Source organism: Rhodococcus yunnanensis NBRC 103083 (assembly GCF_001895005.1).
GTDB classification, from domain to species: domain Bacteria; phylum Actinomycetota; class Actinomycetes; order Mycobacteriales; family Mycobacteriaceae; genus Rhodococcoides; species Rhodococcoides yunnanense.
The window spans coordinates 64,408-76,838 of record NZ_BCXH01000017.1 but is presented as its reverse complement, the minus strand read 5'-3'; the positions used below and the strand labels follow the sequence as shown (position 1 = coordinate 76,838).

Here is a 12,431-nt window from a genome sequence, read left to right as displayed (position 1 = left end):
TGGGTTCGCGCTAGGACCGCGGCTCGATCTGCGACGGCAGTGGAACGTTGCGTAGATTCGACTTCGCCATCTGGACGGCTTCACCGACGCCTCCGTTCATGACCATGCGCGACATCGCCAACGCGAAGCCCTTGACCTGCCCTCCAGTGATGTTCGGCGGCAACGACAGCGCGTTCGGATCTGTCACGATGTCGACCAGCGCCGGTCCGTCGTGTTCGAGAGCAGCCCGAATACCGCTCTCGAGATCGGCCGGACTCTCGATTCGTTTCGAGAAGAAACCCAGCGCCGACGCGACCGCCGCGTAGTCCGTCGCCGGAACGTCCACTCCGAAATCCGGAATGCCGTCGACGAGCATCTCCAGCTTCACCATGCCCAGTGTCGAATTGTTGAACACCACCACTTTCACGGGCAGGCGATACATCGCGACGGTCACCAACTCCCCGAGCAGCATCGACAGTCCACCGTCTCCCGACATCGACACCACCTGCCGCGTCGGGAATGCGACCTGGGCGCCGATGGCGTGCGGCAACGCATTGGCCATCGACCCGTGCAATGCCGAGGACAGGAAGCGGCGCGACCCGTTCGGGTTGAGATATCGAGCAGTCCAGACGTTGCACATGCCGGTATCTGCGGTGAAGATCGCGTCCTCCGCAGCAAGATCGTCCAGAATCGACGCGGCGTATTCTGGATGGATCGGAGTGCGCTGTTTGACCGGCTTGGTGTACGCGCCGACTACCTTCGTCATCAATTTGTTGTGCCGATCCAGTGTCCGCTCCAGGAACGACCGGTCCGTTTTGCGTGTCACCTGCGCCAGCAATGCTGCAAGTGTGTCCTTCGCGTCACCGTGCACGGCGAGGTCGAGACTCGTTCTGCGGCCCAACTTCTCCGCTGCACTGTCGATCTGCGCGGTTCGTACGCGATCCGGGAGGAACTGGTCGTACGGGAAGTCCGTGCCGATCAACAGCAGCAGATCCGCGTCGTGAATTCCGTCGTGCGCGGCGCCATAACCGAGCAGGCCCGTCATACCGATGTCATACGGGTTGTCGTATTGCACGAATTCCTTGCCGCGCAGCGAATGCCCGATCGGCGCGCCGAGAACCTCAGCAAGCGCGAGCAATTCCGCACGCGCGTCGCGCACACCCGCGCCGGCGAAGATGGCAACGGTCCCTGCCGCATCGATCACCTGCGCCAGCTTTTCGACGTCCTCGTGGGCAGGTACCAACGACGGCCTTGCCGTCCGCACGAACGCAGGTGCGGCGCGACCGACCGGCTCGTCCGCGATGTCACCCGGCAAGGTCACCACTGCGACACCCGACTTGGCCACCGCATGCTGCAGCGCCGAATGCACCACACGAGGCGACTGTTCGGGAGTGCTGATCAACTCGGTGTACACCGAACACTCCACGAACAACCGGTCCGGATGCGTCTCCTGGAAGAAACTCGACCCGATCTGTACCGCCGGAATATGCGACGCGATGGCCAGGACCGGCGCACCGGAGCGGTTCGCGTCGTACAGACCGTTGATGAGGTGCAGATTTCCCGGTCCACAGGAGCCGGCGCAGACGGCAAGCTTGCCGGTCAGTTGCGCCTCGGCCGACGCGGCGAACGCCGCCGCCTCCTCGTGGCGGACATGAATCCAATCGATGCCGCCCGATGCGGAACCGCCACTACGCCTCACTGCATCGACGATGGGGTTGAGGCTGTCGCCGACAATGCCGTAGATGCGCTCGACGCCGGCCTCGATCAGTTGAGCGATGATCTGTTCGGCGACGGTCTTGGCGGTCTTGGGACTCAATTCAGGGGTCTCCTCTAAGCCTTGGTCAGGACGAACACGGGAATTTCGCGGTCGGTCTTCGTCTGGTACTCCGCATAGTTGGGAAACGCTGCGACAGCCCGGTCCCACCACACCGCTTTCTCGTCACCGGTCACTTCACGCGCGGTGTAGTCGGCTTTCTCTGTGCCGTCCTGCAATTCGACCAGAGGTTCGGCCACGATGTTGTAGTACCAGACCGGATTCTTCGGTGCGCCTCCCAACGAAGCGACGGCCGCGTATTCGCCGTTGTGCTCGACGCGCATCAGCGGCGTCTTCCGTAGTTTGCCGGTCTTGTTGCCCTTCGTCGTCAGCAAGATGACTGGCATTCCGTTCAGGGTCGTACCTTTGGCGCCGCCCGATTCTTCGAGAAGCTCGGCCTGCTTGCGCGCCCAGTCGGATGTGCTCGGTTCGTATTCACCTGTCAATGGCATGCACTCGAGTCAACACCCGTCACAGCTGTTTCGCCACCTGTCTCACCCACCCACCCACCCCCGCGCAAACGCACATGCGTTTGCGGACAAACCTGGGGCAACACCCCACCACCCACACAAACGCACGTGCGTTTGCGGGAGGACCTGGGGCACGAGGAAAAGTTTCGGTGGCCCGAAACCCTGTGTGCGTATACCCTGAGGACAGCAGACAGCACGCCCGAACGGAGCACTCCATGACATACGCAGTTCCCAAGCTGTCGACGCGGCCGACCGCACGCGTGAACACCGTCGACATCGCCGGTACCGCATGGCCCGTCTACAAGGTCGAGGCCTTGGTGCTCGGGATGCTCGTATTCGTCGGCGCCCTTGCTTTCACTGCATCGCTGCAGGTCGCAGTGCTCAGCGCCGCCGCTGCAGCCGTCGCGGCATGGTGGGGCCTCAAGGCAGCCGAAAGATTCTCGACTCTTCGGAAGTAATCGCGGCCGGTCAGCCTGCGAGGCAACCCGGCCCGAGCAGCGCCTTCAAGTCACCCATCAGCGCTGACGTCGGCGTGACCCGCAGACTGTCGTCGAGCTTCATCGCGGTCACCTTGTCCCCGCTGACGAGTCGCAAGTGAACATCCGACGTACCCGGGTGGCTCATCAGAACCTTCTTCAGCGCACCGACCTTGTCGGCGGTGCACAATCTCGTCGGCAGGAGAACCGCCAGCGGCTTCGCGACGCCGACAGCCGACAGGTCAGGTACGGCAAGGTCGTTGGCGATGAGAGAAATGCGGTCGTCGCGTACCGAGACCCGCCCCTTCACCAAAACGACCGAGTCCTCGGTGACATCGGCTCCGAACACCGAGTACGCCTGCGGGAAGAACAGCACCTCGATACCGCCCACGAGGTCTTCGAGTTGCGCCGACGCCCACGTCAGACCGCTCTTGTTGATACGGCGGTTCACCGACGCGAGAATGCCGCCGATCGTGACCTGCGTTCCGTCCTTGATGTCACCTTCGAGAATGGCCGGGATGTTCGTGTCGGACTGGGCAGCCAGCATGTGCTCGACGCCGAGCAACGGGTGACCGGACACGTACAGGCCGAGCATCTCGCGTTCGAGGGCCAGACGGTGCTTGGACTCCCATTCGTCCTCGGGCACACGCACGTTGAACACCGCGGAGATGGATTCGTCGGCGTCCTCGCCGCCGAAAAGGTCGAACTGGCCGATCGCCTCGGCTTTCTTGGTGCCCATCACCGAATCGATCGCATCGGCATGAATGAGCATCAGGCCCTTACGCGGATGATTCAGTGAATCGAAAGCGCCTGCCTTGATGAGGGATTCGGTGACCTTCTTGCTGCAGGCGAGAGCGTCGATCTTGCCGAGATAGTCGGAGAAGTCGGTGTACTTCGACTTCTCCTCCCGCGCCCTGATGATCGACGCGACCACGTTGGTACCGACGTTGCGCACCGCGCCGAGCCCGAATCGGATGTCCTTGCCGACCGAGGCGAAGTTGAGCTCGGACTCGTTGACGTCCGGCGGCAGCACGGTGATGCCGAGCTTGCGGCAGTCGGCGAGGTAGATGGCCGACTTGTCCTTGTCGTCGCTGACGCTGGTGAGCAGACCTGCCATGTACTCGCCCGGGTAGTTGGCCTTGAGGTAAGCGGTCCAGTAGGACACCAGACCGTAACCGGCGGAGTGCGACTTGTTGAACGCGTAGCCGGCGAACGGGAGAACGGTGTCCCACAGTGCCTTGATGGCGGCCTCGGAGAAACTGTTGTCCAACATGCCCTGACGGAATCCGGCGTACGCCTTCTCCAGTTCGGAGAGCTTCTTCTTACCCATGGCGCGACGCAGGAGATCGGCCTGGCCAAGCGAGTAGCCGGCGACCTTCTGTGCCAGCTGCATGATCTGCTCCTGGTACACGACCAGGCCGTAGGTCTCGCCGAGGATCACCTTCAACGGCTCTTCGAGCTCGGCGTGAATCGGCTTGACCTCTTGGCGGCCGTTCTTTCGGTCGGCGTAGTCGTTGTGCGAGTTCATTCCCATCGGACCAGGGCGGTACAACGCGAGGACGGCGACGATGTCCTCGAAACCGGTGGGCTGCATCCTGCGCAGCAGATCTCGCATGGCACTGCCGTCGAGCTGGAACACTCCAAGAGTGTCTCCGCGAGAAAGCAATTCGAAGGTCGCAGGGTCGTCGAGCGGAAGCGCATCGAGATCGATGTCGATGCCGCGGTTGGCCTTGATGTTGTCGATCGCGTCACCGATGACCGTGAGGTTTCGCAGACCGAGGAAGTCCATCTTGAGCAGACCGATGGCCTCGCACGACGGGTAGTCCCAGCCGGTGATGATCGCACCGTCCTGCGCGCGTTTCCACACCGGAATGGCGTCGGTGAGTGGCTCGGACGACATGATGACCGCACATGCGTGCACACCGGCGTTGCGGATCAGACCTTCGAGGCCCTTGGCCGTCTTGTAGATGGTGGCGACGTCGGGGTTGGAGTCGATGAGGGCCCGAACCTCGGTGGCTTCCTTGTACCGCTCGTGCGCAGGGTCGGTGATGCCTGCCACCGAGATGTCCTTGGCCATGATGGGCGGCGGAAGCGCCTTGGTGATCTGGTCGGCGATGCCGAAACCGGGCTGCCCGAACTGAACTCGCGCGGAGTCCTTGATGGCGGCCTTGGTCTTGATGGTGCCGAACGTGATGACCTGTGCGACGCGATCGCTGCCCCACTTCTCGGTGGCGTAGCGGACCATTTCTCCGCGTCGGCGATCATCGAAGTCGATATCGATATCGGGCATCGACACACGTTCGGGGTTGAGGAATCGCTCGAACAGCAGACCGTGCGGCAGTGGGTCGATGTTGGTGATGCCCATTGCGTACGCCACGAGCGAGCCTGCGGCAGAACCACGACCGGGCCCGACGCGGATGCCGACGTCCTTCGCGTGATTGATGAGGTCACCGACCACCAGGAAGTACGCCGGGAATCCCATTTCGAGGATGACCCCGATCTCGTATTCCGCGCGCGCGAGATACTCCTCGGTCGGCCCGTCGGGAAAACGACGGTCGAGCCCGGTCAGAACCTCGTGCCGAAGCCACGTTCCCTGCGTGTGCCCCTCCGGAACCGGGAAGATCGGCATGCGGTCACGGTGGGCCCAGACGTCGTCGTACGGCTGCACGCGTTCGGCGATGAGCAGCGTGCTGTCACAGGCTCCTGGAACCTGGTCGTCCCACAGCTCACGCATCTCGGCGGCGGACTTGAGGTAATAGCCGTCGCCGTCGAACTTGAAGCGCGTCGGATCGCTGAGTGTCTTTCCGGTCTGGATGCACAACAGAGCTTCGTGGTTCTCCGCTGCATCTTTGGTGACGTAGTGGCAGTCGTTGGTGGCGAGCGGCGGAATCGACAGCTTCTTGCCGATCTCGAGCAGACCCTCTCGAACGCGACGTTCGATGGACAGACCGTGATCCATCAACTCGAGGAAGAAGTTCTCCGGTCCCCAGATCTCCTGCCACTTCGCAGCGGCTTCCATGGCTTCGCGATCCTGACCGAGCCGGAGGCGAGTCTGCACTTCGCCCGACGGGCATCCGGTTGTCGCGATGATGCCCTCGGCATGCGTCGCGATGATCTCCTCGTCCATTCGAGCCCACTTGCCGAGCTGGCCCTCGATCGAGGCGAGCGAGGACAGTTTGAACAGGTTGCGCAGGCCGGTGGCGTTCTCCGCGACCATCGTCATGTGGGTGTACGCACCGCTGCCCGAGACGTCGTCCGACTTCTGACTCCGGTCACCCCACAGGACGCGCTTCTTGTTGAACCGAGACTCGGGAGCGACATACGCCTCGATACCGATGATCGGCTTGATTCCGGCCTTCTTGGCTTCGTTGTAGAACTCGCTCGCGCCGTACATGTTGCCGTGGTCGGTCATGCCGACGGCCGTCATCTCCAGCCGACTCGCCTCTGCGAACATCGGCGCGATCTTCGCCGCCCCGTCGAGCATCGAGTACTCGGTGTGATTGTGCAGATGAACGAACGAGTCAGCCACGAAACATGTCTCCTGAGGTCGAGCGGTAGAGCAACGGGTAAGCCTGTCGAGATTGCCGGTGGAAGTGCACCCACTCTATTACTTGGCGGCGACAGATCCCCAGCCGTCGGCGCGTCTGCTCCCCCGCGTGTCTCACGGCGTCGGAATGTCGCCGTCGTCGGGCAGCGGACCCACGATGTCGGTGTAGTCCGGCAGCAGAGCGCGGACCGCGAAGTGCCCGGCCCGCGCATCCGCAGGCAGTGCCTCGACCGCGCGGATTCCAGGGGTCTGTTCGATCTTCACCGACGCGGTCGGCGTCGCTCGAACGACGAGACCGACCACACACTCGCACCCGGCCGCCAGTTGCGCCACCGATGCCGAATCGATCCGGGACTGACGATCCCACAGCCCGGTCGAGGAATTCAGCTCTGTCGCTGCGACATCGGCTGCCCCGACGACCGAGGCCTCGGTACCGGGCACTCCCACGGTGATCACGCGCGTTTGAACTCGCTCGATCGGCACCCTGAGCACCACCTGCGCGACGCGTGCTCCGGCGACCATCGAGAGCGCTCGATCCGGCGCGACATAAGCATCGAACGACACGAGCGCCCAGTGGTCGTCGGCGTCCACGGATCCCGCGATACTGCCCTCAGCACGGGAGAGGTAGTCCTGGACGGTCTCACCGGAATCCGGACCGAGGCTGTCGGTGTTGACGCCGGGTTTCGGCAGTGGGTTGACGAGACCCACGACCGCGCACAGCGACACTGCAACGACGACGAGCACCATCGCCTCGGCGAGACCCCGCAACCGGTTCATGCGTGTCGCAGCACCTCGAGCGCATGTTCCAGATCCGCGGGATACTTGCTCTCGATCTGAACCCAGCGGCCGTCGGATGGATGCGCGAATCCCAACGACTTGGCGTGCAACCACTGCCGTTCGAGTCCGAGGCGGTCCGCGAGTGTGGGATCGGCACCGTAGGTCAGGTCGCCGCAGCACGGGTGCCGAAGCGCGGAGAAATGCACTCGAATCTGGTGGGTCCGACCTGTTTCGAGATGCACGTCCAACAGGCTCGCTGCCTGGAACGCCTCGATCGTGTCGTAGTGCGTCACGCTCGCCTTGCCGTCCGCTCGCACGGCGAACTTCCAGTCGTTGCTTCCGTGCCGCCCGATCGGAGCATCGATGGTCCCGCTGCTCGGATCCGGATGACCCTGGACGAGTGCGTGATAGCGCTTCTCGATGGTCCTCTGCTTGAACGCGCGCTTGAGCAGGGTGTACGCCCGTTCCGACGTCGCGACCACCATCACGCCCGACGTGCCCACGTCCAGACGATGGACGATCCCCTGCCGTTCGTGCGATCCGGACGTCGAGATACGGAATCCTGCGGCCGCGAGGCCACCGATGACCGTGGGGCCGGTCCAGCCGACACTCGCGTGCGCCGCGACTCCGACGGGCTTGTCCACCGCGACGATGTCGTCGTCGGCGTAGAGGATTTCCATTCCCTCGACGGGTTCGGCGACGATCGTGAGCTCACGCGCGGGCTCGGGAAGCTCCACCTCGAGCCACGTTCCCGCAGCCAGACGATCGGACTTGCCCACCGCGGCACCGTCGACTTCGACGGAACCTTCCTCGGCCAAGGTTGCGACGACGGTGCGCGACAGCCCGAGGAGCCTCGACACGCCCGCGTCGACGCGCATTCCGTCGAGACCGTCCGGCACCGGCATCGATCGTGATTCCCTCACTTGTCCGCCGCCGATGCCGACTTCGCATCGTCGCGTTTCGAGTGTGTGCGTCTTCCGTTCGGTTCGAATCCGAACAGGCTCAAGGCAACGAGCAGAATCGCTCCGCACACGATCGACGAATCGGCGACGTTGAACACCGGCCACCACCCGACCGAGACGAAGTCCACGACATGCCCCTGAAGCGGTCCAGGCGCACGAAAGAAGCGGTCGATCAAGTTGCCCAACGCACCGCCGAGAACAAGCCCGAGCCCGAGCGCCCACCACGGGGATCGCAGAGTCCGACCGATCCGGATCACGCCGATGACCACACAGACGGCCACGACGGTCAGCAGCCACGTCATACCCGTCGCCATCGAGAACGCGGCGCCGGGATTGCGCACGAGACGCAGCGTCACTACGTCGCCGATCAGCTCGACGGGGTCACCCGGCTTTATCCATGCGACGACGGCGATCTTCGTCGCGAGGTCGAGTGCAAGCACGACGGCAGCGATCAGAATCAGCATCCGAGTGCGCAACGGTCGACGCTCACCCGCGTCGAGCGGGGACTCCGTACTGCTCTCGTCGTTCGCTGCGGACGTGTCCGCGGGCTTCTCCGGGTCGTTCGAATCTGTCGGTCGGTCGTCACTCACCTCCCCATTGTGTCGCATCGGGTGACCACATCTCGCATCCGGACCGTCGTGCGCACACCTTCCCAGGGTGCATCCGTAGCCTGGGTGCGGTGATCTCGACATCCGAAACCTCGACACGGCGACTTCGTGGGCTCGCCGCGCTGGTCGCCGCAGCAGCAGTTCTGACGGCCTGCGGTTCTTCCGGTGGTGACACCTCGGCCGACACCTCGACGTCAGCGACCACCTCCGGGGTGTCCCTCCCCGTCACACCCGTCACCGTGACGCTGGTCGATCCGGGTGCGGAACCACGCTCGTCGCTCGTTCCGGCCTACTCCGGTGAGCAGTCGGTATCGCTGACCACTCGCACGACGGTGACGCAGCAGATCGACGACCAAGCTGTCCAGGATTTTTCCACACCGGCGCTGACGCTGCCCCTCACCGCCACACCCGACGGCAACGAGGTTTCCCTTGCCATCGGGGCGGCGACCTCGGCGGACCAGCGACTCACCGATGCGTTGACACCGGCCGAGGGATCTTCGGCAGGCCTGACGCTCACCGACGCAGGTGCTGTCACCGCATTGACGATCGCCCCTGCGGATGCAGCCCAGGACTCGGCGCGTGCCGCGATCGAGCAGGCTTTGAATCAGGCTGTGTACCGGTCGATTTCCTTCCCGGACGGTGACGTCGGGGTCGGCGCGGTCTGGACCGCATCGCAGCAGGTCATCAGCGGAGTGACACTGAATCAGGTCACCACGGCCACGTTGCGGGCACGCGAGGGCAATCGGCTCACGGTCGATCTCCGCATCGATCAGACACCGGAATCGACCACTCTCGAGCTTCCGGACGATGCAGGCAGCTTGGCCATCGACTCGTACACGATGACCGGATCCGGCACCGTCGAGCTCGATCTGACCAAGCCGCTCCCGGTGGCAGGCGAGGTCACCGTCGGTGGCACGCAGCAATACAGCGATCCGGAGGGAACCACCCTGCTTCGTCAGGACATCAGCGATTCGCTCGGATGGATCACCGCATGACACGGCGGGCAGGACCGGCCATCGTGCTGACTGCGACGTCGGCGCTCTGCCTGGCATGCGGCGCGAACACACCGGTCGAGTCGACGGCCGACGCGACTGCACCGCTGTCGACGGTCACTGCTCCCGACCCACTTCTGGGCGCCCCGATCACCGACTCCGCCGTGTTGCACTCGGCGATGATCTCGCTGGAGCAGCTGCCGGACGGCTACGCCGTGATTCCGGATCCGGTGCGCGATCTCGGACTCGATCCAGCGCCCGACTACGACAACCAGGACCGATCGGGCACCGATCCTCAGCGCTGCGCCGACGTGGCGGCGCCGATCGCTCAACAGTCGGCCGGCGCTGTCGCCTCTGCCGACGTCCGCTACTCGGGTCCGGATTTCTCCTCCATCGACGAGGACGCAGCGAGCTATACCGGTCGCGGCGCGAGCGACGCGTTCGCCGCCGTGCAAGCCACTTTCGCGGCATGCGGGACCTACTCGGGCACGGATGCCGACGGCGTCGCGGTCGACTACACCCTCGAAAGCAACAATCCAGCAGGAACCGTCGGTGACGCATCGACCTCGGTGCGGCTACGCATCGAGAGCGGCGGCTTCACCCTCGTGTCCGACGTGGTGGTCGCCGTCGTCGACTCGACGGTCGTGCAGGTCGTCGCGACCGATCAGGACGGCGTCGACGAAGACACGCTCACCGCACTGGCGAACACCGCGGTGGGCAACATTCGCGGGGCGAACAAGGGAACCTGAGCCCCGCGAGAACGACCGATGCCGGTGTCCGATCCCGCAGGATCGGACACCGGCATCGACAGAAGCCGTGGCCGTACGCGTCAGGCGCAGGCAGGCGACGTCAGCTGAGCGAGCTGGACGAAGTTGCACGCATTCTGCTTGGACAGCTTCCATTTGCCGTCCTCGGCAACGAACGTGAAGTTACCCGGGTTGGCCTGTCCACCGATGGTCAGCGTCGCGCCTGCATTGAGCGTTCCGTCGCCGAGATCGTCGACGCTGGTGATCTGGATCTGCGCGCCGTTCTGGACAGCTGCAGCCGCAACCTGGTTGATGAGCTCCGGATCGGCCTCTGCGCCCTGGATGAGCTCGGCCTTCTCCTCGACCGGCACAGCCGGATCGAGTCCGCGCGCCAGTTCGGCGTTCAGTTCTTCCGCGGTCGGGACCGGCGGGTAGTCGCTCGCAGTGGGAGCGGCGGACGCGGACGTCGAAGCCGTCGTCGTCGTCTTGGCGTCGCCGCCGTCGTCGTCGGAGCTACATGCCGTCATCGTCAGCGCCGCTGCGATGGCGACGCCTGCAACGATGGCCCTTCTCGTGTTACGAAGCTTCAAGTGCTTTGTCCCTTCAGTTCTACTGCGTGGTCACTCTGGGGTCATCTTGTGTTCGTTCGCTCGGCGGTCCACTATGCCATCCAAGATCGCACCCGGCCAGGTTGGTCGATACTCACGAGTAGGTAGATCTCACCAAAGCCGTCACGCCAGGCTTTCCAGTGCATCCGCTACCACGAGCATCTCGTCCCCCTCTGCGAAAGTGCGAGCACGACCGGGTCCTGAAGATCGCGTCTCGAAACGAACCGTCACCACGGAATGGCCTGCCCCCTGTATCCATCCGTGCCCGTACTCAGGATGCCTTACGTCCATGCCCGGATGCCACTTCGGCCCTGTGTCCTGCGCCGACGCCACCGGTTGGAGCGTGGGAGCGGACCCGTCTGAGACATCGACGCTCTCGTGCTCGAGCTCGGGGAACAGAGAGCCCTGCTGTACCGTCGACAGGCCCGCGAGACCTACGCCGACCAGCCGAATCGGTCCGAGTTCGACGGGATCGAGAACTTGGCGCTGCGCTGTGGCGACGATGGTCTGCTTGTCCACGGTGGCATACGGCAGCGTGACCGATCTCGTGACGATACTCATGTCCGATTTGCGTAGTTTCAACACCACCGTCCGCGCGCCGCGGCCGTCTTTCAGCAGCCGTCGATGCGCCGCCTCCGCACTCGACTCGACGGCTGCCCGAAGCTGCGCGAGAGTCACCAGGTCGTGCGCGAACGTCGTCTCGGCACTGACTTGCTTGGCCTCGGCTCGCTCGGCAACCACTCTGTCGTCGATTCCCCTCGCGAGTCGATGAAGGGCAGGCCCGATGGTCCCACCGAGTATCGACGCCACTTCCGATTCCGACGTCGCGACGAATTTGCCGATCGTGTCGATCCCCAGCCGGCGAAGCTTGTCGTCGGCGACCGGCCCGATCCCCCACAGCTTTCGTACCGGTAGACCTGCCATCAGGGCGGTCTGCTCCTGCGGCGATACCACGGTCACACCGTCCGGCTTGGCCAGTCCGGACGCGATCTTCGCGATCTGCTTGCCCGCACCCGCACCCAACGAGCAGACGAGTCCCGTTTCTTCCCGCACCAGAGTCCGCAACGCTTCGCAGTACTCGGCGACCTCGCGTGCCGACGCACCGACGAGTTCGACCGGTTCACCGAACGCCTCGTCCATGGACAACTGCTCGAGAACCGGCATCCGCGCGCGAAGACCATCGAACACGCGACGACTCAGCGCCTGGTACAGAACACCCCGGGGTGGCAGGACTACCGCTCCTGCTCCCACCAACCGCCGTGCCTGATGCATCGGCATGGCCGAACGAGCGCCGAACACTCGCGCCTCGTAGCTACAGCCCGCTACGACGCCTCGGCCTCCTGCACCGCCCACCAACACCGGGCGACCACGCAGCGTGGGCCTGGTCAGCTGCTCGACCGATGCGAAGAAGGCATCCATGTCGAGATGGAGCACCCAACGCCCACTGCGTACT

The 12,431-nt window shown here is 64.2% G+C and carries 11 protein-coding genes; 3 read left to right on the top strand and 8 right to left on the bottom strand.

The genetic code is table 11. The annotated features are described in order from the left end of the window. Window positions 1-10: 10 nt before the first annotated feature. Window positions 11-1,795, bottom strand: a complete 1,785-nt coding sequence (locus tag RY1_RS22935; RefSeq protein ID WP_072806358.1) for a pyruvate dehydrogenase — start codon at window positions 1,793-1,795, stop codon at window positions 11-13. Window positions 1,796-1,809: 14 nt separating this feature from the next. After that, window positions 1,810-2,244 (bottom strand): nitroreductase family deazaflavin-dependent oxidoreductase, encoded by a 435-nt coding sequence (locus RY1_RS22930; RefSeq protein ID WP_072806357.1) that lies wholly within the window; start codon window positions 2,242-2,244, stop codon window positions 1,810-1,812. 233 nt (window positions 2,245-2,477) lie between these two features. Between RY1_RS22930 and RY1_RS22925 the strand changes: the two genes are divergently transcribed. Then, window positions 2,478-2,720: a hypothetical protein gene (locus RY1_RS22925; RefSeq protein ID WP_072806356.1), complete on the top strand. Its 243-nt coding sequence runs from the start codon at window positions 2,478-2,480 to the stop codon at window positions 2,718-2,720. A gap of 10 nt (window positions 2,721-2,730) precedes the next feature. Here RY1_RS22925 and dnaE read toward each other — a convergent pair whose 3' ends face one another. The 4 genes from dnaE to lspA form a co-directional block, all read right to left on the bottom strand. After that, entirely contained in the window at window positions 2,731-6,267 is a 3,537-nt protein-coding gene (dnaE, locus tag RY1_RS22920; protein WP_072806355.1) for a DNA polymerase III subunit alpha, read from the bottom strand. Window positions 6,268-6,399: 132 nt separating this feature from the next. After that, window positions 6,400-7,062, bottom strand: a complete 663-nt coding sequence (locus RY1_RS22915; RefSeq protein ID WP_072806354.1) for a hypothetical protein — start codon at window positions 7,060-7,062, stop codon at window positions 6,400-6,402. Next, a complete protein-coding gene (locus tag RY1_RS22910; RefSeq protein WP_072806353.1) occupies window positions 7,059-7,985 on the bottom strand; it encodes an RluA family pseudouridine synthase in 927 nt (308 codons plus the stop codon). The genes RY1_RS22915 and RY1_RS22910 overlap by 4 nt, the downstream gene beginning before the upstream one ends. Next, complete coding sequence (gene lspA / locus RY1_RS22905) at window positions 7,982-8,488, bottom strand: signal peptidase II (protein ID WP_245819893.1); 507 nt, start codon at window positions 8,486-8,488, stop codon at window positions 7,982-7,984. The genes RY1_RS22910 and lspA overlap by 4 nt, the downstream gene beginning before the upstream one ends. A 215-nt stretch (window positions 8,489-8,703) precedes the next feature. Between lspA and RY1_RS22900 the strand changes: the two genes are divergently transcribed. Next, the gene (locus RY1_RS22900; RefSeq protein ID WP_245819882.1) at window positions 8,704-9,627 is read left to right on the top strand and encodes a hypothetical protein; all 924 of its coding nucleotides are present in this window, start codon (window positions 8,704-8,706) and stop codon (window positions 9,625-9,627) included. Next, window positions 9,624-10,373 carry a hypothetical protein gene (locus RY1_RS22895; protein ID WP_072806420.1) on the top strand — a complete coding sequence of 250 codons (750 nt, stop codon included), beginning with the start codon at window positions 9,624-9,626 and terminating at the stop codon, window positions 10,371-10,373. Before RY1_RS22900 ends, RY1_RS22895 begins: the two co-directional genes overlap by 4 nt. Before the next feature lie 80 nt (window positions 10,374-10,453). Here RY1_RS22895 and RY1_RS22890 read toward each other — a convergent pair whose 3' ends face one another. Both RY1_RS22890 and RY1_RS22885 read right to left on the bottom strand, forming a co-directional pair. After that, complete coding sequence (locus RY1_RS22890) at window positions 10,454-10,960, bottom strand: WKL family lipoprotein (RefSeq protein WP_072806351.1); 507 nt, start codon at window positions 10,958-10,960, stop codon at window positions 10,454-10,456. 141 nt (window positions 10,961-11,101) lie between these two features. Continuing rightward, window positions 11,102-12,397, bottom strand: a complete 1,296-nt coding sequence (locus RY1_RS22885; protein ID WP_442972252.1) for a DNA polymerase IV — start codon at window positions 12,395-12,397, stop codon at window positions 11,102-11,104. Window positions 12,398-12,431: the final 34 nt, after the last annotated feature.